Origin of the sequence: Psychrobacter sp. DD43 (assembly GCF_904846555.1) — a bacterium.
Classification (GTDB): Bacteria; Pseudomonadota; Gammaproteobacteria; order Pseudomonadales; family Moraxellaceae; genus Psychrobacter; species Psychrobacter cryohalolentis.
In genome coordinates this window covers 46,995-70,409 of the sequence record NZ_CAJHBE010000004.1, presented here as the reverse complement: position 1 = coordinate 70,409, position 23,415 = coordinate 46,995, and the positions used below count along the sequence as shown (strand labels likewise).

General features: G+C 43.3%; 21 protein-coding genes. 15 read left to right on the top strand and 6 right to left on the bottom strand.

Annotation, left to right across the window (positions count from 1 at the left end):
- The first annotated feature begins 76 nt into the window (after window positions 1-76).
- Window positions 77-622 (top strand): DUF2799 domain-containing protein, encoded by a 546-nt coding sequence (locus JMX89_RS03190; RefSeq protein WP_227672989.1) that lies wholly within the window; start codon window positions 77-79, stop codon window positions 620-622.
- A 175-nt stretch (window positions 623-797) separates the two neighbouring features.
- Here the strand turns inward: JMX89_RS03190 and JMX89_RS03185 are convergent, their stop codons facing one another.
- The 3 genes from JMX89_RS03185 to JMX89_RS03175 form a co-directional block, all read right to left on the bottom strand.
- Window positions 798-1,199, bottom strand: a complete 402-nt coding sequence (locus JMX89_RS03185; RefSeq protein ID WP_011514224.1) for an ExbD/TolR family protein — start codon at window positions 1,197-1,199, stop codon at window positions 798-800.
- 100 nt (window positions 1,200-1,299) lie between these two features.
- Complete coding sequence (locus tag JMX89_RS03180) at window positions 1,300-1,989, bottom strand: MotA/TolQ/ExbB proton channel family protein (protein ID WP_201530950.1); 690 nt, start codon at window positions 1,987-1,989, stop codon at window positions 1,300-1,302.
- 106 nt (window positions 1,990-2,095) lie between these two features.
- Window positions 2,096-3,076 carry an energy transducer TonB gene (locus JMX89_RS03175; RefSeq protein WP_201530952.1) on the bottom strand — a complete coding sequence of 327 codons (981 nt, stop codon included), beginning with the start codon at window positions 3,074-3,076 and terminating at the stop codon, window positions 2,096-2,098.
- A 334-nt stretch (window positions 3,077-3,410) separates the two neighbouring features.
- Between JMX89_RS03175 and JMX89_RS03170 the strand changes: the two genes are divergently transcribed.
- The 4 genes from JMX89_RS03170 (at window position 3,411) to JMX89_RS03155 (ending at window position 7,596) form a co-directional block, all read left to right on the top strand.
- The gene (locus tag JMX89_RS03170; RefSeq protein WP_201530954.1) at window positions 3,411-4,463 is read left to right on the top strand and encodes a siderophore ABC transporter substrate-binding protein; all 1,053 of its coding nucleotides are present in this window, start codon (window positions 3,411-3,413) and stop codon (window positions 4,461-4,463) included.
- Between the two features lie 81 nt (window positions 4,464-4,544).
- Complete coding sequence (locus JMX89_RS03165) at window positions 4,545-5,651, top strand: ABC transporter permease (RefSeq protein ID WP_201530956.1); 1,107 nt, start codon at window positions 4,545-4,547, stop codon at window positions 5,649-5,651.
- Window positions 5,652-5,713: 62 nt separating this feature from the next.
- Entirely contained in the window at window positions 5,714-6,781 is a 1,068-nt protein-coding gene (locus JMX89_RS03160) for an iron chelate uptake ABC transporter family permease subunit (RefSeq protein ID WP_201530958.1), read from the top strand.
- Window positions 6,782-6,825: 44 nt separating this feature from the next.
- The gene (locus tag JMX89_RS03155; protein WP_201530960.1) at window positions 6,826-7,596 is read left to right on the top strand and encodes an ABC transporter ATP-binding protein; all 771 of its coding nucleotides are present in this window, start codon (window positions 6,826-6,828) and stop codon (window positions 7,594-7,596) included.
- Between the two features lie 39 nt (window positions 7,597-7,635).
- On the opposite strand, the gene JMX89_RS03150 is transcribed toward JMX89_RS03155, so the two are convergent.
- Both JMX89_RS03150 and JMX89_RS03145 read right to left on the bottom strand, forming a co-directional pair.
- Complete coding sequence (locus JMX89_RS03150; protein WP_201530962.1) at window positions 7,636-8,934, bottom strand: PepSY-associated TM helix domain-containing protein; 1,299 nt, start codon at window positions 8,932-8,934, stop codon at window positions 7,636-7,638.
- Between the two features lie 184 nt (window positions 8,935-9,118).
- Window positions 9,119-11,212 (bottom strand): TonB-dependent receptor domain-containing protein, encoded by a 2,094-nt coding sequence (locus JMX89_RS03145; protein WP_201530964.1) that lies wholly within the window; start codon window positions 11,210-11,212, stop codon window positions 9,119-9,121.
- Between the two features lie 649 nt (window positions 11,213-11,861).
- On the opposite strand from JMX89_RS03145, the gene JMX89_RS03140 reads away from it, so the two are divergent.
- Window positions 11,862-13,268 carry a uracil-xanthine permease family protein gene (locus JMX89_RS03140; protein WP_011514233.1) on the top strand — a complete coding sequence of 469 codons (1,407 nt, stop codon included), beginning with the start codon at window positions 11,862-11,864 and terminating at the stop codon, window positions 13,266-13,268.
- 162 nt (window positions 13,269-13,430) lie between these two features.
- Here JMX89_RS03140 and JMX89_RS03135 read toward each other — a convergent pair whose 3' ends face one another.
- Complete coding sequence (locus JMX89_RS03135; RefSeq protein WP_011514234.1) at window positions 13,431-14,096, bottom strand: TetR/AcrR family transcriptional regulator; 666 nt, start codon at window positions 14,094-14,096, stop codon at window positions 13,431-13,433.
- A gap of 336 nt (window positions 14,097-14,432) precedes the next feature.
- Between JMX89_RS03135 and uraD the strand changes: the two genes are divergently transcribed.
- The 9 genes from uraD (at window position 14,433) to JMX89_RS03090 (ending at window position 23,388) form a co-directional block, all read left to right on the top strand.
- On the top strand, window positions 14,433-14,954 hold the full coding sequence (gene uraD / locus JMX89_RS03130) for a 2-oxo-4-hydroxy-4-carboxy-5-ureidoimidazoline decarboxylase (protein ID WP_265088672.1): 522 nt from the start codon (window positions 14,433-14,435) through the stop codon (window positions 14,952-14,954).
- A gap of 38 nt (window positions 14,955-14,992) precedes the next feature.
- Window positions 14,993-15,361, top strand: coding sequence for a hydroxyisourate hydrolase (uraH, locus tag JMX89_RS03125; protein WP_201530968.1), 369 nt, complete (start codon window positions 14,993-14,995; stop codon window positions 15,359-15,361).
- A 208-nt stretch (window positions 15,362-15,569) separates the two neighbouring features.
- Entirely contained in the window at window positions 15,570-16,919 is a 1,350-nt protein-coding gene (locus JMX89_RS03120) for a urate hydroxylase PuuD (protein ID WP_201530970.1), read from the top strand.
- A 146-nt stretch (window positions 16,920-17,065) separates the two neighbouring features.
- On the top strand, window positions 17,066-18,577 hold the full coding sequence (locus tag JMX89_RS03115) for an NCS1 family nucleobase:cation symporter-1 (RefSeq protein WP_201530972.1): 1,512 nt from the start codon (window positions 17,066-17,068) through the stop codon (window positions 18,575-18,577).
- 100 nt (window positions 18,578-18,677) lie between these two features.
- Window positions 18,678-19,658 (top strand): allantoinase PuuE, encoded by a 981-nt coding sequence (gene puuE, locus JMX89_RS03110; RefSeq protein WP_201530974.1) that lies wholly within the window; start codon window positions 18,678-18,680, stop codon window positions 19,656-19,658.
- Window positions 19,659-19,882: 224 nt separating this feature from the next.
- A complete protein-coding gene (locus JMX89_RS03105; RefSeq protein WP_201530976.1) occupies window positions 19,883-20,425 on the top strand; it encodes an ureidoglycolate lyase in 543 nt (180 codons plus the stop codon).
- A gap of 114 nt (window positions 20,426-20,539) precedes the next feature.
- Entirely contained in the window at window positions 20,540-21,376 is an 837-nt protein-coding gene (locus tag JMX89_RS03100) for a bifunctional allantoicase/(S)-ureidoglycine aminohydrolase (protein ID WP_149409246.1), read from the top strand.
- A 256-nt stretch (window positions 21,377-21,632) separates the two neighbouring features.
- On the top strand, window positions 21,633-21,908 hold the full coding sequence (locus JMX89_RS03095; RefSeq protein ID WP_011514242.1) for a Trp family transcriptional regulator: 276 nt from the start codon (window positions 21,633-21,635) through the stop codon (window positions 21,906-21,908).
- 61 nt (window positions 21,909-21,969) lie between these two features.
- Window positions 21,970-23,388 (top strand): anthranilate synthase component I family protein, encoded by a 1,419-nt coding sequence (locus tag JMX89_RS03090; protein ID WP_201530978.1) that lies wholly within the window; start codon window positions 21,970-21,972, stop codon window positions 23,386-23,388.
- Window positions 23,389-23,415 lie beyond the last annotated feature (27 nt).

The window sequence follows — 23,415 nt, the reverse complement described above, 5'->3', positions numbered from 1 at the left end:
ATAACAAGATACAAAAAGTCGAGCCTATAAAAAGGTGCTATGATAAACCATAATTTTAAACGCGCGCAGGTTTATTATGAATAATCTTATTAAGCGAAACTCATCGAGTGCCAATTTTACTCAAAAATCGCGCAGTCCAATCATGAGTAGGTCCAGCGTTGCCCTAACACTAATCGGTGTTGCCTTATTTACTTTACCAGGCTGTGCTACCACCCAAAAAAGCCTGACGCCGCAGCAATGTCAAAGCAGCAACTGGCAAGAAGTGGGCTATGCCGACGGTATCAATGGGCGCTCAGGGGATTATTTTGGTCATTATGCTAATAGCTGTGCTAGTGCTGGCGCTCCCATGCCAAACCGTATTCAATGGGAACAGGGTCGTCAGCTGGGGCTAAAAAAATACTGTACTGAGCTAAATGCTTATAAGCGTGGTCGTGAAGGCTATGACTGGCAGCCTGTCTGCCCGCTTGAAGGCATTGAAAAGCTCGAAGAAGCTTACGCGCAAGGTCGCTATTACCATATCCGCCAACGTGACCTTGATTACTTGCGTTCGCCTTATCCGTTTGGTTATGGTCCTGGACGCTATGGCGGCTACGGCTATCGCCCGTTTGGCTACGGCTGGTAAGCATTTATCAAGAATAAAAGCCAAATAATACATTAATAAAATAAAGGAAACCTCACAAGATTACCTTGTGAGGCCGGAGAGAAAGTTTATTATTTTGATGGTTCTTATTATTATTCTGCTGATTTTTCTGTTAATAAGTTTGCTGATATTTTTAGCAGTCTTATGGCTTTAACGATTATTCATTAACAAAGGCTATTTTGCTTAGTCCCGCTTCACTCGCCGCTGCCAACACTTGAGCGACGGTATCATATTTACTGTCTTTATCAGCACGTAGCTGTACGGAAGGATCTTTGCCAGCGGCACTTTGCTGCTGCAAGCGTACTTCTAGCTCTTCCATACTAATAGGATCGCTGTCCCAAAATATCCCTGCATCTTTATCAATACTGATTTGGATCGCTTCGGGCGGGATTTCATTTAACATCGCACTGGTCTTTGGCAAATCTAATGGCACTGCCGGATTCAATACGCTCGCCGTCAATAAAAAGATAATCATCAATACCAGCATGATATCGATCAGCGGAATGAGGTTCATCTCATTCATGCTTTGACTACTATCATCACCCAATTGAAATGCCATAATATTCTCAATACGTTTTGTATAATCATCAAAGCTATTACTTTCTAGCTTATCTGTCGCTTCGCTTTCTTTTAATGTAAAACCCTATCAATAAATAGAGTTACGGCTGTGATGGTGCTGATTCATGATAATGTTCTGTTTGTTGAGGGGCTTGCGTCTCTGTATGATTACCTTTTACTAACTGAGCTTGAGTCACGGCAGATTCATTATTTATTGATGATTGTTGTGTGACTGCTAGCGCAGCAGATTGCGCCAGTAAATCATGGGCGCGATCATTTGCATGGTACATGATGCTACGATTAATACGTACAGCAAGGTTATAGAACACTACCGCTGGAATCGCTACGGCTATTCCTAAACCGGTCATGATAAGTGCCTCACCGACCGGTCCCGCTACCTGCCCAAGTCCTGCTTGTCCGCTCATACCAATATTACGTAGGGCATGGAAAATACCCCATACTGTCCCAAACAGACCAATAAACGGTGCAATCGCTGCTGTCGTACCAAGGATAGGCAAACCACGCTCGCTAGCAAAACGGTAGCGACCAATGTGCTTTAGCAAGGTTTGCTCAGTAATCAAACGCCGCGTCGCTGCATCTGCCACGCTTAGATCTGAGTGTTTTGCCTGCATCTGCTGGCTCAAATCATCAGCAACAGTCGTCACCAATTTTCGGCTTTGTAGCACCCGAATGATGCCCGTGACCCAAGAGATGATAGATAAAGCGAGCAGTAAAAAGAACAAGGTTCTAGTCACCATGTCGCTATATTGCCAGTAAGTTGTAAAGTCCATGTCAGACTCCCTAGTAAGTTGTGCCATCACATAAACCTGCAGCGACTATCGCATTTATGCTTATCGTGAAAAGATTAGAATGTATGTTTTTATAGATGGATAATCATTAAGGTACTGCGTAGCTCACAGGCAAGGTCACATTGCCAACCACTGGTACGCCAGCATTATTCGTAAAGGGTTTAAACTTGCCTGAGCGCACTTGCCGCGTCGCTTCTTTATCCAATGCCGCATTTCCCGAAGATTGAGCGATACGCACATTATCGATCCCGCCCTGCTTATTTACCCTCAGTATCAACACTACGTTGAGCGTATCACCCGAATTTGCTCGTCGTGCAACGCGCTCAGGGAAACTGAAGTTTGGGGCTGATACCCAATTTGCCGAGCTGGCGGTAAAATTGACAGGCTCATTACTTTCAGCAGCTGCTTTAGCGGCCTCTTCTGCTTGCTTAGCCGCTCTTGCTGCTTCGGCACTCGCTTTAGCTTGGGCATCTCGAGCGGCTTTAGCATTTGCTACTCTTTGCGCTTCCTGAGCCTGCGCCTGTTGCATCTGTATTTCTTGCGCGGCGACTTGGGCTTGTGCTGCTACAAGTCGACGTTGCTCAGCTTGCTGATTGTTAACCTTTTGGTTATTAGCAAGCTGCTCAGATATGGCTTTATCAATGGCGGGATGCGACTCTTCTTTCTGAATCTGTTTTTGTGACGGCTTTTCTTGAGCAATCGACGTTGTCTTTTCTTTTTTGACCAGCGGTGTAATATCAGGTTTGCGTTCTTGTACCACTGGTTGTTTTGGCGTCTCTGTGACCGGCTTTGGTTTTATTATAGCCTGCGGTTTTGGCGCTGGCGTGCTTTTATCTATCACAACCTTAGTCACTTCTTTTTCAACAGATTTCACCACTTTTTCCGGCTCTTTAGGTAATGATACCAGCTCTATTTCAATAGGCGGCGTCTGTTTGGGCGGCGCGACTTTGGGTACAGACGGTTTCATTGCCACCAATGCCACTGCCGTAAGTACGTGAAGCCCTACTACAACTAGTATCGCTATCAAGATTGATTTAAGTGGAGGCGTCTCTAAATCCGTTGAACTCATAATACTCTAGCATTTAACCGTCATAGAATGGTGGTGATAATAATGCAAACGATAATTATTATCAATAGTAAATTTCTAATATTTCAGGCGTTATTGTGAATTTTTTAAGTTCAATCTGGGTCAGTATGCGAGTCTATTATAACCTGAATACACTTAGTTAATAAAAATCATTATCATCTTTATTGATAATACGTCTCAATTACTTTATGATGGCGGCTGAATTATTTACCCAATTTATAATAAAACACCGAATCATTTAACCTGCCGTTAAATGAAGATTTTTATCGAGCAGGTTGTATAAAACTGCCAAAACCCGTCCTATACCGAGTTATCTATGTCTACTACCTCATTCTCTAGCCACCGTGCTACTCCTGTTTTTAAACGTCCCTTAATAGCTGCTCTCATGACTGCACTGCTTACTAGTATTACCGTAACTGGCTGTAGTGCTCCTGAATCTAATGACTCAGAACCCGCAGATAGCAACACCGAAAATAAAACCGCTGATAAAGCCGAAAATGTCGCCACTAACGAGGCGGTTTCTGTGACCACTATTAGCGTTGATACCATCAAGGGATCTGTTGATTTGGCAATCAACCCATCGCCGCTAGTGGTTTATGACATGACCTTGATGCAGGATTTGGCAGCACTCGATGTCGCTGTTGATGGCATGCCAAGCGGTCTAAAATTGAATAACCTGCATTCAAAAACTCAACCAGATCCGAAAGAAGTCGGCACGGTATTTGAGCCAGATCTTGAAGCATTAAACGCAATGCAACCACAAGCTATCTTGGTCGGCTCGCGTATGGCAGAGAAATATAATGCGCTCTCAAGCATCGCCCCAACGCTCGATATGAGTATTGATACTGCCAATATCTATGAGTCTAGCAAACAGCGCTTGCATGATTTGGGTGCGTTATTTGGCAAAAGCGATCAAGCCTTGAAGCTGCAACAGGATATCGACGGTCTTATTGATGAGACGAAAACAGCGACCAAAGATAAAGGCAATGGCTTGATCATCATGGTTAATGGTAATAAGTTGTCTGCTTACGGTGATAAGTCACGTTTTGGCTTTATCCATACCGTAGTTGGCGTACCTATGGTAGATAATCAGATAAAAGACGCCGATCATGGTCAGCCGGTTTCCTTTGAATACTTGCAAAAAACCAACCCTGACTGGTTGTTTGTGATTGACCGTAGCGCGGCTATCGGTGAAGAAAGCGTTGGTGCAAAAGCCGTCTTGGACAATCCATTAGTCGCGCAAACAACGGCTTGGAAAAAATCTCAAGTGGTCTATCTAAGCCCAGATTCATACCTAGCATTTGGCGGTTATTATCAGTGGATGCAAGATTTGACCGCGATTAAAACGGCATTTAGCCAAGCAAAGTAAATATTTTTATTCGTTGAAAAACAGACGTAAATGCCCATTCTTGCGTCTACCCTTTACGCCAGCCATAAGTTAGCAGCCGTTATGCCCCTATTTTCTAATCACGCTACTAATATTGATAACGCTAATAGTGATACATCTATATCTTCTGTACCCTCAAGATGGCAGCAGAAGGTAAATGGTCAGTTAAACTCTAAACCACGCCACGCAAAAATAGCACCTGGGTTAATCAATACAGCAAGCTTTGTCATCATGGGAATGTTGGTATTGCTAAGTTTATCTATTGGGGTTGCTGACTTTTCATGGTCAGGTGTTTTTCATAGCCTCGCCAATCATAGTGCCAACTCAGACAGCTCACTGATGCTGGTCAGTCGTTTGCCGCGGACGATTGCTATTATTTTGACCGGAATTGCCATGGCAGTGGCTGGGATGATTATTCAAGTGGTACTCAAGAATCGCTTTGTAGAGCCGTCTATGGTCGGCGCAACCCAAAGCGCTGCCCTTGGCTTATTGGTGGTGAGTCTGTTCTTTCCAGCCAGCGCGCTAATTATAAAGATGAGTGTGGCAACCATTGCGGCGGTATTTGGCATGATGCTCTTTATGCTGCTGATTCATCGTATTCCGCCGACAGATTTCTTGATGATTCCGTTGATTGGTATTGTCTTTGGCGGGATTATTGATGCTATTACTACCTTTATTGCCTATCAAACGGAAACGTTACAGATGCTCAGCGTTTGGCAATTTGGTGACTTCTCAAGCGTGTTGTCAGGACGGTATGAGCTGTTATGGTTGACCGGCGTGCTATGTATTATCGCTTATATTATCGCCGATAAGCTGACCATTATTGGTTTGGGCGATAATATTGCTTTAAATTTGGGTATCAGTAAGCGTCATGTGACGTGGATTGGCGTTGGTATGGTCGCCATGATGAGTGCCGTGGTCGTGGTGACGGTTGGCATGATTCCTTTTATTGGTTTGGTCGTGCCGAATATCGTCAGTCGCATTATGGGCGATAAGCTCAGGCGCAGCTTGCCAGCGGTCGCGTTATTGGGCGCTTCAGCGGTATTGCTTTGCGATATTATCGGGCGCTCGATTCGCTATCCGTTCGAGATTCCGGTAGCGACCGTCTTTGGTGTGGTCGGAACGGTGGTGTTTTTATGGCTCTTATTACGTGCACCTGCTGAGTCCTAAATGAGTTAGATTATCTAAGTTATCGTTGTTTTACTTGCCATTCTCTTTTATAAGATTAGCGTATGTTTTTACCTTCTGCCTCGTCTGGTCAAACGACTGATGCTACTATTGATAGTGCTAAGAGTGCTACCGCCAACCTGAACCCATTAGCAAAATTCTGGGCAAGGCTATGGTTAGCTATCAGTCAACAGCCTAAATCTGTTGCTGCTCTTGTTTTATTAATCTCCGCCATATTATTTTTAACCGTCAATGTCCATGGGCATTGGGACTTTGCCCTGCCACTACGCGGTAAAAAACTATTGGCGCTGATGGTGGTCGGCTACGCAATTGGGGTCTCTACTCTGCTTTTCCAGACTTTAACCCATAACCCTATCCTCACGCCCTCATTATTGGGCTTTGATTCGCTTTATGTATTATTACAAAGCGTATTGGTATTTTTCTTAGGGGCGATTAGCTTTACTAGTTTTAATCCGATTGCCAAATTTTCGCTTGAGATTGTATTGATGTTTGGTGCGTCGTTGCTGCTGTTTAAATTACTGTTTTCCAAAAGCAGTCAGGACTTAACGCGGCTGATATTGGTAGGGGTTATTTTTGGAGTCTTGTTTCGCAGCTTATCAGCCCTGATTGCGCGACTGATTAATCCAGATGATTTTGTGGTGGTGCAATCAGCAAGTTACGCGCAGTTTAATACGGTCAATCCGCAGCTATTAGTCATCAGTCTATTTATTTGTGTCGTGAGTGCGCTATTTATTTGGCGCTGGCGGTATCAATGTGATGTGCTCATGTTGGGTAAAGCGCAGGCAACTAATCTCGGTATTAACTATCAACGTTTGGCATTTGGGCTATTAACTGTCATCGCGGTATTGGTCGCTACAGCTACGGCGTTGGTCGGTCCCGTGACCTTTTTTGGCTTATTGGTCTGCGCTTTAGCCAATCGACTGGCGCGCCATATGTATCATAGCGAACGGCTCATTTTAGTGAGTTTAGTAGCGATGATTTGCTTGGTACTCGGTCAAACACTCTTTGAACAAGTGCTCGGTATGGCAGGCGTCCTGTCCGTCGTTATTGAGATGGCAGGCGGCTTGGTATTTTTAGTATTGATATTTATGAGCCAGCGGCGCTTGAATTAAAAACTCTAATCACTTATTGAACATTCAGCTAAAAAAGAAGCATTATGATAAAAATAACGGGTGTATCGCATCATATTGGCAAGCAGCAGATTTTGCACGATATCAACTTATTATTGCCACCGTCACAAGTCATCGCTTTAATTGGTCCCAATGGTGCCGGTAAATCGACGTTATTTTCGGTGATGGCGCGGTTGCAATCATTGCAAAGCGGACAGGTTAGCTTTGCTGTAGATAATGAGGAACGTGATATTGTTCAATGCAATGCGCGTACCCTTGCGACAACGGTAGCGATGCTCAGTCAAGACAATCAAGTACAAGGGCGGCTGCGGGTACATGAATTGCTGATGTTTGGGCGCTATCCCTATCACCAAGGACGACCTACTGCGAAAGATCAGCAAAAGGTTAAAGAGATTATCGAGCGTTTTGAACTAGAGTCCTTAGCTGAGCGTTTTTTATCTGCATTATCGGGTGGACAGCGGCAACGGGTGCTGATTGCGATGGTTGTTTGCCAAGATACACCGTATTTATTGCTTGATGAGCCGCTAAATAATCTCGATATGTATCATTCAGGGCGCTTGATGCGTGAGCTGCGTGAGTTAAGTCATAGCCAGAAAAAAACCGTGGTCATTGTCCTCCATGACATCAATCAAGCCGCCCAGTTCGCTGATACGGTGGTGACCATGAAGGACGGTCAAGTACAAGCTATTGGACGTCCTGTCGATGTCATTACCCAACAAACCATGAAAGATCTCTATAACGTTGATGTGACGGTACTTAATCATCAAGGTCGTCCGGTAATCGTGGATGCGGCTTAAAATCGTACTTGTAAACGGCTTTGTCACTTTTAGACCAATTTATCTCAGCTTTCGCAAAGATTTTAAGCGTTGCTGTCGACCTTTCCACCACAGATATACCCCAGTACCAGACAAGACGGCAACGGCTAGTCCAATCAATGCCAAGAAGATTTGATATGCCAGATGACCGACACCATGACTGATATGTCCCATATGTAAAGTAGATAACCATTGGTCAGCTTTATGACCAAATGGGGCGTTTTGATAAGCAAAATTTATTTTCTCAATGCTACCATCTCTTGCATTGACTGTAATTGAAGACGCGCCACTTTTCTTGCCGATGTCTTGATTGGTTTTAAAGCGCATTTGCCACTGCTTATCTTCCTCAACCCAGCGAACGCCTAATAATTGCTGTACGGTTAAGCCGTTTTCTTGCGCGGCAATATTCGCTTTCTTGCCTAAATAATTGATACTATTGGCTTTATTAACAATATTAGCGGTGATCATTTCAGTGCTAACTGGTGCGCTAGATTTATCTGCTTTATTTAATTTATCTTCTTTGCCTTTGTTGCCTGCTTTACTGTCAAGCCCTACCACCGCTTGCATCACCGGCTTATAGATCTGCTGCAAATTAAAACCCACACTTGACCATGCAATCACAAACAGCATCAGCCACAACCATAAACCAAACGCATGATGCACATCATAATTAAGCTTAAAGGTATTGGTTTTGGTGCGGATTTTCCACGCAGGCAGCCAGCGTATTAATAAAGAAGCCCGTTTTTTAGCAGGATATTGGGGCGGTACCTGATTCTTTTTAACCGCTCTTGGAAAGGTCAAATAAAATCCAATAAAACAATTAATCGTCCAAACAAGCGCAATAATACCTAGTACTAACTTACCAATATCACCAAGCAACAACTCACGATGCAGCCAGAACACCTTCCACATGGTATTGCGCCATGCCCACTCGTCTTTATCACGTGCCCCAATGATATCCGCAGTATAGGGATTGATATAAACCTCTTGAAATAAAGGCGCAGGTTCTACCTTTACATCGCCTTTATATTTATCAACCGCAAAGACGACGGCGCGGTTAGGCTCGATTGCCACGGGCATGGTTGAAAAACCGTATTCTGGATAGCGGCTAATCACCTTGTCATGCAAGGTGGCGATAGACAATGGCGGTGTCTGCGCTTTCTCAACAACCGCCAAACGCTGATTAAATACCGCGTCCAGCTCATCGTGAAATGCCAATAGTGCGCCCGTTATACCAGCCATGAGTAAAAAAGAGGCCATCACAAGTCCAGTATAACGGTGAATCCATAGGCAAGTTTGGCGTGGGTTAAATGAAATCATTGATTATTATTCTTTATTAATTTTAGCGTTAGAATTGCGCTAAATGCTGATGTGTTAAAGACGCATAAAACGATTTAAAAAAGACATATGGTTTAAAAAAGAGGTTTCAACATAAAAAAGCCAGCTCTTATACAAAGCAGCTGGCTTTTTTGATACTCATTTTTTACGCATGATCAGTATAAATTTAGAACTGATAGGTTAAAGATGCTTTGATATTGCGACCGGGTTCAAAGTCGGTACGCAAACCATCTGCTTGTTCTGCAAGCGAACGTGACGCATGGCTGGCATAGGTTTCATCAAAGATATTATAAACCCCAACAGTCGCTTTTAAACCCTCGACTTGTTTTGGCATATAGCTCATAAAAATATCATGCACATCATAGTTAGACTTTTCAGGCTGGGCAGATTCAGTTTTGGGCGTGATGGCAGCCACATAGGTACTGCGCCAGCCAAGCTCAGTAGTGTCTGTTGGTACGTAGGCCAAGTTCACCATATATTTATCGCCTGAGTCGGCGCTGCCACCAGTCACTGATGGGATGCTATAGCCCGTTTTATCACCTTTACTACGTGCATGGGCATAGCTTAGACCCATGCTAAAATTATCCATTTTATAGTCAGCAGCGAGCTCAACACCCTTAATTTTATAATCTTCATCTTTATTGACCGCGCCTTGGCAAGCGCCACCAAGTTGTCCAGTGGTACAGTCTAAGCCAACGCGAGTACCACCAGAACGGACAAATTCAATAAAGTTTTCGATATCAGTTTCAAAATATTTTCCGCTAAGTTGTAACGCATCACCCGCTACCGTTAGGTCACGCAATGTTTTTAAGATACCAATCTCAGCATTTGATCCTTCTTCTGCTTTTAAGTCGTTATTTACGTAGGTTTTGTCGCCATCTGAGTTAAAGATCGCTTGGCTCAAATCAGGGCCATTGAATAACTGCGTATAACTGGCAAATACTTGCGTTAACGGTGCAATCTCATAGCTTGCTGCAAGCGCACCAACAACATTGTCATAAGTTTTGCCACCAGCAACAAATTCAGGCGATTCATAACGGTCGTAGCGTACGCCCGGCGTTAAGGTTAATTTGCCATTTTTCCACTGATCTTCTAGATAAATAGAGGTATTTTTGGCTTCATCGGTGCCCTTTTTAACGAAGTCGCGCTCTAGCTCAGATTCTTTTTTGTAGTGTTCAACACCGGCGATTAGTTTATGGCTGCCGACATTGGTATCAATGATGCTGGTATTTTGAATTTTTGCGCCAGTGGTTTTTACGCCCGCTTCCCAGTTATAACCTGGCTTTGTCGTATAGTCGGTATCTCGTGAAATCTGCGTTTCGGTTTGATAAACGTTGGTATCGACATTAACTAAGTTACTGGCAGGATTGTAGCTATAGTCCAGACCATAAGTATCACGCTTAACCTTTTGCGGCAGAATTTCATTCCAGCTGCCAACGCCTGGGCTTGCTGGGAAATCTGGGCGTAATGGGAACATGCCTTCGTTTTCGGTACGGCTAAAGCTAGCCCCTACGTGATGGTCATTGGCAATATACGCGCCCGCCTTTAATAAAATATTCTCGCCTTTGCTATCTTCCGTTTGGATCTTACGACCTTCGCCATCTTCACCCGCATTGGCATTACGCTGACCATAATAAGCCAGTAAGTCTATATTATCCGTTGGCGCAGCAAACACAGTCGCTGAGGTGAGCAGTTCATCATTATTACTAGCATAACCTGCGTGCAATTTGGCACCGATTTTTTGCCCCGGTTTTAGCAAATCAGCGGCATCAACGGTTTTAAAAGCAACTGCGCCACCTAGCGCATCGTTACCTAGTGTCACTGAGTTATTACCGACCGATACTTCCGCTTGTTTTAGCAAATCAGGGTCAATGGTCACATCGCCCATATGATAAAACAGCGTGCCTTCTTGGCGAGCGCCATCAATGGTCACTTTCAAATTGGTATCATCGAGTCCACGTACGCGTATACGCTGATTGACCGCTGACGTACCGCCTACCGTAACACCGGGTACGACATTTAAAAAATCACTTAAGTGGCTTGCCTGCGCAGCTGGGGTATAGCCTTCAACATCAACACCGCCCTCTTGCACGCTTTCACGTACTGAACTGTTTGCCGTCACTGTGATGGTCTGTAAGGTAGTGCTCGGCATATCTGCTGAGGTCGTAGCACTCGCCGCTTGTGCCCCTAATACTGCTGCTACGCCCATAGACAATACGGTCAATCGACTAGAAAATCTTGATAATTTTACTTCGCGCATAACATACTCACTTTATCTAGTATAAGAATTTTAAAACTCGTTTAGGAAACCAATAATCAGTAATTTTTGCCCAAAATCACTTTCTAAAAAGCTTGATGCTTTAATAATTATTAAGTTTCATATAAGAATGGCATTATTAATGTTAATGATAATGATTAGCGTTTAAATATTGACAGGCATAATAACGAAGTATTAACAATTTGGCAATATTTAAACTGAAAAATTTTCTTTTAATATTTTTGTACGCTTGTATCAGCACCTGCACATCTGATGAATACCTTTAGTGTATTGCTGTCTAGATAAGTTCCAACTATATGCGGAGGCGATTATCAGCGACAGAGTGATTATTTATAAACGCTGAATATCAAAAAAAAGTATTGCAATATACTGCCAATTACATATACCCTAAGATAGTTGACTATTTAGTCAGGTTTGTACATACGACTATCGGTCACACTGAGAAAGACTGGTTATTTGCTTGCATGTATTTGCATAAGGATCATGCGACTCTGTGTTTGATACTGTGTAAACAGCTAGCTGCGATAAGGGTTTATAGAGACCCTCATATGTCTCCTATTTATCAACGTAACGCTGTCTCTAAATATCTTTACAGAGCTTGGACTAAAAGTCACTTTAGGAGAAAGCCAAAATGAGTGAGCATACTCAAGGAAATCCCGATTTATTGTACGGACTGCACGACCGTCCTGCGCCTGCAAAAGCATTTTTAGGTGCGGTACAGCATGTACTCGCCGCTTTCGTTGGTGTTATTACGCCCTCATTGATTATTGGCGGTGCTTTGGGTCTAGGTGAGCATATTCCCTACCTGATCAGTATGGCGCTAATGGTATCTGGGGTTTCAACCTTTATTCAAACCCGTAAATTTGGTCCTGTCGGTTCAGGGCTGATGGCTCTGCAAGGCACCAGCTTTGGTTTTTTAGCGGCAGTGTTAGCAGCAGGTTTTGTAGTAAAAAACCGAGGTGGTAGTCCTGAGGAGATTCTCTCTGTTATCTTTGGCGTGACATTCTTAGGCGCCTTTGTCGAGATATTCTTGAGTCAGTTTATTACTAAACTTAAATCCTTGATGAGCCCTATCGTCACCGGCTGTGTCATTGTCACTATTGGTTTGTCCCTAACCAAAGTTGGTCTAACCGATCTAGCAGGCGGTGTTGGTGCAGAGAATTTTGGTAGCATGGAGAATTTGCTACTGGGTGGCGGGGTCTTAATCAGTGTCGTGCTTATTAGTATCGTACCTAACAAAGTTATTCGCTCAAGCGCTATTTTTATTGGTCTGATGTTAGGCTTGCTGGTAGCAGCATTTATGGGTCGTATTGACTTCTCATTAGTCTCACAAGCCCCGCTACTGACTGTACCTGTGCCTTTCAAGTTTGGCTTTAGTTTTGATTGGCAAGCGTTTATACCGATTGCCTTTATGTATATCATTACCAGTATCGAGACTGCTGGTGATTTGACCGCAACGTCGATGATCTCAGGTGAGCCTATCAAAGGTCCACTATATGAGAAACGTATCAAAGGTGGGGTACTGGCCGATGGTGTCAACTCTGCCATTGCTGGTATCTTTAACAGCTTCCCAGTCACTACTTTTAGTCAGAATAATGGCGTTATTCAGATGACGGGTATCGCTAGTCGCTATGTGGGCTTCTATGTCGGCGGTATCTTATTTTTTATGGGTTTATTCCCTATCCTAGGTGCTATCTTCACTCAGCTGCCAAAACCAGTAGTTGGTGGTGTGACACTGCTTATGTTTGCAACCGTAGCGACTGCTGGTATTCGCATACTTTCGACCGTAAACTTTACCCATCGTAATATCTTAATCATAGCCACTTCTCTAGGTTTGGCGATGGGTGTTGCCTTTGTGCCTGATGTATTTGCACAAATGCCTCAGATGTTCCGTAATATCTTTGGTTCAGCAGTGACCGTATCGGGTATTATCGCGATTACGCTTGATATGATTTTACCAAAAAGTTTTGGTGCGGAGTTTGATACGGCTGACCAGCATGCTGAGGATGACGTGAAGCCTGCTCGTGAAGCCGCTTAAAAGTGAAGGATTAGATGATTTTTTAAGACAATGTAAAAGACTTTGCTGAGTGACAAAAGAAAAGGATTGCCTTAATGATAAAGCGCTAATTAGCGGCGATATCGTTAAAGCAATCCTTTATGCGTCAAGCCATTCATTAATAGTAGTTGTTCCAATCTACCCCTACTCGAGTCCGCAACCTCGTAGTATAAAAGGTATTAAGAAGTCAGCAGCGCGTGCCTCGTCTGTCTCATCATACGCGCTCTTTTGCATTAAGCCGACGATTTCTGTTTCAAACTCTGCATAGCGCTGCGTGGTTGCCCAAATCAAAATCAATAGCTGTAAAGGGTCAGCAATGGCGATTTTGCCTTGCTCATGCCATATCTTCATGACTTGTGTCTTATCCAGTGCCCAATCTTTCATCGCCGTCGACATAAAATCATGTAAATGCGGGGCACCGCCGATGACCTCTAACGCAAATAGCTTATGGCGATTTGGGTTTGCAAATGCTTGATGCAATTTGGTGCGGACGAACTTTTCGATAACGGTTCTCGGATCGCTGTCTACTGTCATCGTCACCAAGCCATCATTCCACTCTTGAATGATGGCACGCAAAACTACTTTGTACAGATTGGTCTTACTTTTAAAATAGTAATGCACGTTGGCTTTTGGCAGCCCTGCTCGATCGGCGATACCTTGCATGGTGGCACCGCGATAGCTTTTCAGCACAAACTCTTCTTCAGCGGCAGTCAAAATCACCGCTTGGTTTTGGGCACGAATATCATGCTGATTGCGATGAACCACGCTCTCAGAGGCGGATGAAGCTTTTGCTTTAGAAATTTGAGTCATAGGTTGCACCATTAGACATTTATATCAGTAAGTACCATATTCTAGCGTGACTTTAAGATAAACTGTGAATAAACACACCGATTATTAGCATATCTAGTAAAAAATAAAAATATTTTGCATAAAGTAGTTGACCATTTAGTCAGGTTTAAGCAGAATGGATATATATTAACCAATTATGACTCAATCGATACTACTTTCACCTGAGTTTTTCCCTGAGTTCAGTAATCAACAGACTAATATCAGCACACGATACTGTCTGTACCTTATAAATTCATATCACTCAAATGATAAATGTGTATCCGTCAACACTTTGTGTCAACAGATAAGGATATCACTGTGAGCTTATCACTACCGCAACTGAACGCCCTCTCGCAAGCCGATGCGACCTCAGAATTTCTAACTTGCTGTACCAGTAGCCAATGGGCGCAAACCTTGGCAGACGCACGTCCGTTTGCAGATATAAAAGCGCTACTGAGTGCAAGCGATGACGCGTGGCAACAAGCTAAAGCGGATGAAGCTAACTTACTAGAAGCCTTTGATGGTCATCCACAGATTGGCAATGTCGACTCATTAAAAGAGAAGTATCGCAATACGCAAGACAGTGCCGCTCATGAGCAATCAGGCGCCAATGACGCTGAAGATGCGGTACTTGAAGCGTTAGCACAAGGCAATCAAGACTATCTCGATAAATTCGGCTTTATCTTTATTGTCTTTGCAACTGGTAAAAGCGCGCAGCAAATGCTTGATCTATTGCAAGCACGCCTGCCGAATGATCGCGAGACTGAATTGCTCAATGCGGCTACTGAACAAAATAAAATCACGTGTTTACGTTTACAAAAACTGTTAGGCGACGCTTAAATCTTGCTTTGTCTCTCTCATACATAAAAGGAATTATTATGTCAGGTACTCTTTCATCACATATTTTAGACACCCATCTTGGCAAGCCTGCCGCTGACATCGCAGTGACGTTACATCGTATTAGTGCCAGTGGCGAGCCGTCATTATTGGCAAACGGTATCACCAACGCTGATGGTCGCGTGACGCCAGATAGCTGGGCATTTAACCCAGAAATTGATATTGCCGAGTATCATTTAGATATCGGTCGCTATACGCTGACCTTTGATACCCAAGCATATTTTGATACGCAAAACCTCACAGTATTTTATCCGCAAGTGGTCATCGATTTTATGATACAAGATAACGGTCACTACCATGTGCCGCTACTGCTTAGCGCACACGGCTACGGCACTTATCGCGGATCATGATTCTATAGCTTTATGACTCGAAACCTTATAAAAACAAGGCTAAACGAGTGCTGGAAACTTTAAACACCTGACAATGAGGTCAGTGATTTAAGACCAAATGAATAATGCTGGTATCGCTACGTTGTATCACAATCTTTTATAATAACGAAGGTGAGCAAAAGTCGTTACGAGTTACCAAGATATAATAATATAAAAGGACATTGACAACATGGGTGCATATCTTCTCGATTGGCTAAGCTTATTTTTCCGCTGGTTTCATGTTATCGCTGGTGTAGCATGGATTGGCGCATCATTTTATTTCGTATGGCTAGATATGAGTCTTCAGAAGCCACCAGAATGGAAAGCCAAAAAAGGCATTTCAGGCGATCTTTGGGCAGTACATGGTGGTGGTTTCTATGAAATTGCCAAATACAAGCTCGAACCTGAAGAGATGCCAAAAACGCTGCATTGGTTTAAGTGGGAAGCTTACACCACATGGCTGACTGGTATGGCGATGCTCATTATTGTCTACTACATCAATGCCACAGCTTATTTGATTGATCCGAGCAAAGTTGATTTTGGTAGTAGCATTGGTGCTATATCGACCAGTTTACTGTTCTTATTCGGTAGTTACTTTATTTATGAAGTCATTGTACGCAGCAATGTCGGCAAAAATAAACTGGCTTTCAGTATCACTATCTTTGTACTCATGATTATCGCCACTTGGGGCTCATACCAGCTGTTTAGTGATCGTGCATCCTTTATCCATGTCGGTGCCATTTTAGGTACTATCATGGCAGGTAACGTCTTCTTCGGTATTATGCCAGCTCAGCGCGCACTCGTAGATTGTGTACGCCGCGGTGTCAAACCAGGTCCAGAAGTAGCAGATTTGGCATTGATGGCCAGAAACCGCTCATTGATGAATAACTACTTTACCTTGCCGCTCATCTTTATCATGATTAGTAATCACTATCCAATGATGTATTCACATGCGCATGGTTGGTTAATATTGGTATTCATTGGTGTCATCACGGCAACAGCTCGTCATTACTTCAACGAAAAACACTTGGGTCGCCATAGACCAAAATTCTTAGTAATTCCTGCGATAGCAACCGTACTATTGATTATCTGGATGCGTCCAGCACCTATCGAGCCATTACCAGTTTCTCCAATCAAGACGCCTGCTGTCACTGAAGTAGCACCGACAGATACACCGCCTGCTGCTGTCACTCAAGATACAAATACGGTAGCACCTGCTACTGCTACAGAGGCTGATCCCAATGCGGTTGCTGGCGGAACTGCCGCTACCGACGAAGTAATACCTGTTGCTCCTTCAGCTGACGACGCTATCATTAAAGTAGTAGAAGCAAAATGTAGCGTTTGCCATGCGGCACAACCAACACAAGCTGGATTTAATGCGCCGCCAGCGGGTATTATTATCCAAACCCCTGCAGACATAAAAACTCATCAAGCTAAGATTGTGACTGCCGTACAAAGTGGCTATATGCCACTGGGTAATATCACTCAGCTAAGCGATGAAGAGCGCCAACAACTGGTTGCTTATGCTTCAGGGTTATAAATGAGCATTCTAGACAAAGAAGAGTAAACGCTGATCAAACAATTATCTTGACCAATGACCTAGACATCCTTAAAGTGTTAACAATAAACATTAATAAGTGTTAACAATGTTTATTTCGATTGATTCCAATCTAAAGGGAGAAAAGGATGTCCACTGCGAATGAGCAAGGAAGTCAGCTCAGTACTCAATCCAATAGCGCGCTCTATGATTGCAATACCTTTAATCCAGAACGCAAAAACTCAAGATTATATAATGAAGATCTTGCCCCACTACAGCCTGAACAGCGTAATTGGGGTTGGTTTGCGATATTTAATGTTTGGTCCAATGATATTCAGAGCTTATTCGGTTATACCTTAGCGGCCTCCTTATTTTTGAGTTATGGACTGAATGGGTGGTGGGTCATGGCAGCGATTATCTGCTCAGGATTCATCGTCATGCTGATGGTCAACTTAACTGGTAAACCTAGTGTCAAATATGGCATCCCTTTTCCAGTCTTAATACGTGCCAGCATGGGTATCAATGGCGCTAACTTACCTGCCATCTTACGCGCTATTATCGGTATCTTTTGGTACGGGGTGCAGACCTACTTTGCCTCAACTGCAGTTGCCATTTTGTTGACTATTGTCATAGGTAGCCCAGATACGACATTTTTAGGCTTGAATAGTACCGCTTGGATTGCCTTTGTCATCGTTTGGGTATTTCAGATTTTACTGTTTTGGGCAGGCATCGAGCCGATCAAGCACTTTTTGAATTGGGCAGGACCGCTAGTCTATGTCGTTATGGTCATCCTGATGGCCGTCATCTGGTATCAATCAGGCTCTGAGTTGTTACCTGCGATTAACTCTATCTTCGCTAGTGGCAGCGATTATAGTGGAAATTCCATACAGGCATTTACTGCTATCGTCGGTACGATGGTTGCTTATTTCGCAGCAGTCGTCATAAACTTCGGTGATTTCTCACGATTTTTGCGTAGTGAGCGCGATATGCGCTTGGGTAACTTACTCGGTTTGCCGATTAACATGGTATTTTTCTCGTTCATCGCCTTGGTCATTACCGCTGGAACCCTAGTAATATTTGGCGAAGCATTGACCAATCCATCGGATATTGTTGATCGTGTAGATTCTCTACCTTTGACCATTATTGCAGCGCTGACCTTCTTTGCCGCAACCGTCGGTATCAATATGGTTGCAAACTTTATTCCCCCTGCTTACGATTTGGCTAACTTATTTCCTAAGCATATTAACTTTCGCATGGGCGGTTTAATTACTGCTGTTATCGCCTTTTTCGTTGGTGCATTGTGGTTATCATTCATCAGTAAGATCGGTATTGTCGGTTTTGTAAATACTATTGGTGCGGTCATCGCTCCATTCTTTGGTATCTTAGTCATCGATTATTACCTGATTAAACGTCAACATATCGATATGAATGACTTATTTTCCGCTCACCCAACTGGTGCTTATTACTACTACAAAGGCTGGAACATCCGTGCGCTTATCGCCTTTGCAATCGGCGCTTTATTCTCTATCGCCACGGTATTGATACCCGCACTGACTAAGCTTGAAGGTTATGGTTTCTTATTAGGCGCGGCAATAGGTGGCATCGTGTATTGGGTATTGATGCGCCCTTATGCAGTAGATCCTGACACCATAGTAGAATAAGGCGGTGAAGTCAGAAACATGAAGTGCAAGAGTAGAATAAAAAATAGTTATTACATTTCTAATAGACCTATTACTCTGTTTTTATAAAGGATAAAACACCATGAAAAAAAAGATAACCAGCGACTTTGATCAAGCCGCTTATCTACGCGATTTAAAAGGCTATGGCGACCATCCACCCAAAGCCAATTGGCCGGGCGGCGCTAAGATTGCCGTACAGTTTGTGCTAAATATCGAAGAAGGCGCAGAGAACAGTGTCTTGCATGGTGATGGTCAGTCAGAACGTTTTTTATCAGATGTTTTAGGTACGCCAGAATTTAACAACCGCCATCAGTCGATTGAATCCGCCTTTGAATATGGTAGCCGAGTGGGTGTTTGGCGCGTACTAGATACTTTTAAAGAATATGGTTTACCTATTACTACCTTTACTTGTGCAGCCGCTGCCGAAAAAACACCGCATATTGTTGAGCGCATTCTAGAAGATGGTCATGAGATTGCCAGTCACGGACTGCGCTGGATCACCTATCAATATATGTACCGCGAGACCGAGCGTGAACATGTACGCCGCGCCACTGAAATATTTGAGCGTATGGTCGGCAATCAGCCTCTTGGCTGGTATACCGGTCGCGATAGCCCAAATACTCGCGAGCTGGTCGCAGAACAAGGCGGCTACATTTATGACTCTGACTCTTATGCTGATGAGCTGCCGTACTGGCTCAACGTTAAAGTAGAAGAAGGCAACAAAATTGCTCGCAAACCGCATCTGGTCATTCCTTATACGCTTGAGACCAATGACATGCGTTTTTCTTCAAGTCCTGGGTTCACCAATGCTGAACCTTTTTATCAATACTTAAAAGACAGCTTTGACACTCTATATGAAGAAGGTCAAGACACTCCCAAGATGCTAACCATTGGTTTGCATTGCCGCATCATTGGTCGTGCTGGTCGCATTAAAGCGCTTAAACAGTTTTTACAATATATCACCAGTAAACCCGACGTTTGGATCTGCCGCCGCGATGAAATCGCCAAGCACTGGTATGAAAATCATCCAGCCACGGCTGATAACACCGCCAACTGGATGTAGCCGTAACAACAATCATAAGACGTATAATCATATTAATAAGCACGTACGTAGTAGCAACCACGTAAGCTAACGGATGATACGCTCAAGGTAGTTGATACCTGAGTGCTGTAATTGCTTAAAAACGATATCTTATGTCCGGTATTTTCTTATCTCAAATAGATCTATCACTTAATAAGTTGCTAGAACAAATAAATAATATTGCTAATTAATCTAAAGGTGAACTTATGAAAACCACAATCATTGCTAAACCTTTAACTAAAGCTGCTTTTGTGCCTTATGGCTCAGTTATTGAGCCTTATGATGATCAAGAAAAATGTCCTGAAAACAGCTGGGATATCAATCGTGGCTTTGCCTGTCGCCATAATGCCATCTCAAAAGTCACTCATGATGGCGGAGAAGTCGGTTTTAGTATTTTCCGTACCAAAAGACGTGACTGCCCTATTACGTTATCGGTTATGGAATACCATCCATTTGGTACGCAAGCCTTCTTTTCTATGAATGGCACAGACTATATAGTTGTAGTGGCAAAAGCTGGCGAGCCACCAAAATCAGCTGATGATTTAGAGGTGTTTTATGCCCGTTCACATCAAGGTGTACAGTATGACGCCAGTGTTTGGCATCATCCGCTACTGGCACTAAAAGCGGATTGTGACTTTTTAGTTATTGATCGTATTAATGGTGATGGTAACAACTGCCATGAATTCGAGATTGATGATTGGGAAGTTTGCATTGATATCTCTGCTGAGCAAGCTAAAGATCAGGCCTAATGGCTATCGTCAACTGACGAAGAATTGTGCTAATGTCAGAGCATTAATCGCATAAAAAATCAAAGGTTCAGACACAAATTTATCGCGGCACTAAACCCCTAAGGAACACGAACCATGACAACAAAAAGTACTTATTACGCACCAACTGGCGGATTGCCTCCACAAACACAATTACTATCCGATCGCGCTATCTTCACCGAAGCTTATGCGATTATTCCTAAACGTGTACTAACCGACATCGTGATTAGTTATTTACCTTTTTGGACAGGCATGCGGATGTGGGTACTTGCCCGTCCACTGTCAGGTTTCTCTGAAACCTTCTCACAATATATCGTCGAAGTTGCGCCTAATGGCGGCTCAGAAAAGCCTGAGCTAGATGCAAATGCCGAAGGTGTCGTATTCATCGTTGAAGGTGAAATGGATATGACTATTGAAGGCGTGTCGCATCATCTTGAAGCCGGTGGTTATGCATTTTTACCACCTGGCTGCAAATGGACGCTGAAAAACAATAGCGATAAGCACGTTAAATTCCATTGGATACGTAAAGCTTATCAACATTGTGAAGGTATTGATGTGCCTGAAGCGTTTGTAACTAGCGATCACGATGTTGAAGCTATTGAGATGCCGGGTACTGATGGCGTATGGACAACCACTCGATTTACCGAGCAGTCTGATATGCGTCACGACATGCATGTAAATATCGTGACGTTTCAACCAGGTGGCGTGATTCCATTTGATGAAACGCATGTTATGGAACATGGTTTGTATGTATTAGAAGGTAAAGCCGTCTATCACTTAAACGGTGAATGGGTAGAAGTTGAAGCAGGTGACTTTATGTGGTTACGCGCATTCTGCCCACAATCTTGTTACGCTGGCGGACCGGGTCCATTTAGATACTTACTATATAAAGATGTAAATAGACATATGCCGTTTATTCGTCCAGTAAAATAAGCAATATAAAGGCATAGTCGTTCATTCGAATCTATCATTCATTGTTCTTTAGAACACCAGCAAAATTTTTAATAGTAAAGCCAGCTCATTACGATTAGCTGGCTTTTTATTTTTATGCTGAAGTTAATATTTTTAAACAGCGCTTTAATCAAGCAATGCTAAAACATTAATCACTTTACTTGTTTTTTATGTACTACTGTACTAGAATACTGAAACAAGATAGCCACTTACCTCTTTTTTATTAAGATTAAATATTATGAGCACTGACCCTTATCGTAGCTTGTTGACGCATTTAGCCCATTGCAATGACAGTAATGATATCGATGAGCTATTAACAGCGCTACTAACGACTAAAGAGCAACACGAGATTGCCAATCGTATCTGTATTTTTGATTTGCTCGAGCGTGGCATCACCCAGCGTGACATCTCCGAACAGTTGGGCGTTGGCATCGCAACGGTCTCTCGCGGCGCCAAAGCCATGCAAATTCACGATGTAAGCGCACTGCTAGCCACCCACAGACAAGACAATTAACGCCAAGAATGTTAGCTGAATTTATTTTATAAGACCTATTTGAATTACTTTGGACCTCATTATGACCTCTCCTACACTACAATATGACCAGCCTGCTACTATTGATATTCCAAGCAAGCCGCAGCGGATAAAGCTGACGCAAGATATTGATTTTTTCGCGTTATTTAAACGCATTGAACGGGTTTTCGATACTTGTTATTTGCTCGAATCCTTAGGCGAAGACAGCCATATGTCACGTCACCATGCAATTGGTTTTGATCCGGTGATGACCATTGCTGCTATCGACCGCACTACCCTTGCCATTACCGATAATAAAACCGCTGAAACCAAAAATTATCAGACTGACAATCCTTATCAGCTTCTACGTACTATTACTCCGCAGCACGTTATTGCTCGTGAGCAAAGTGGCGGTCTTGTCGGCTATCTAGGCTACGACTGTGTCAATTTCTTTGAGCCAAGTCTCAATGCCAAGCCAAGCGATGATTTTGAACCTTTCAAATTTGGTGTCTATCTAGATGGCTTGACGCTCGATAAAATGACCGGTGAGATATTCTATTTTTACTACCCAACCGCTCAGCAAGACAATCGCATCGAGCAAATCAAAGCCTTAGTTGATGTACCTATCCCAAGCTATAAACCGCCCACCGTAGAGTTCTTAGGTGATGGTATGAGTCAAGAAGAGCACGCTAAAGTCGTCATGCAAGTCAAAGAAGACATCATCTCTGGGCGTATTTTTCAATGTGAAGTCGGCTTTAAATCCAAATATCGTATTGCGGGCGATAAGATGCCAATTTATGAAAAGCTACGGGCAGTCAATCCATCACCCCATATGTATTTTATGAAATTTGCTCAGCAATGCATCATCGGTGCCTCACCTGAATTGCTATTTCGCTTGCGTCAGGGCGAGATGGAGACCTATCCGCTCGCAGGTACAGCCAAGCGCGGTGTTGATGTTGCCGAAGACCGCAAACTTGCGCGTGCCCTACTGAATGATGCCAAAGAGATTGCTGAGCACAATATGCTGGTCGATTTGCATCGCAATGATATCGGACGCGTCGCACAATTTGGTACGGTAAAAGTGCGTAATTTGATGGATATCAAACGCTTCTCACACGTACAGCATATCTCCTCTGAAATCGTCGGTATTCTGCATCCCGATGAGGATATGTTTAGCGCACTTGCCAGCAACTTCCCTGCCGGCACATTGTCAGGCGCACCAAAAGTTGAAGCGATAAAAGTCATCAACGAGCTTGAACCAGATGGTCGTGGTGCTTATGGCGGCGCATTAGGATCCTTTAACTTTAACGGTGATTGTATTTTTGCTATTCCTATTCGCAGCTTATTTATCAATGGTGAATCGGCCTATGCACAGACTTGTGGCGGCAATGTGTACGATTCCAATCCTGCTGATGAATATCTAGAAATCCAGCGTAAGCTTTCTGCTATGAAAGTGGTACTAGACAGCTTTATGAACCCATAACCACATATAATTTATCAAAGAGTTGGC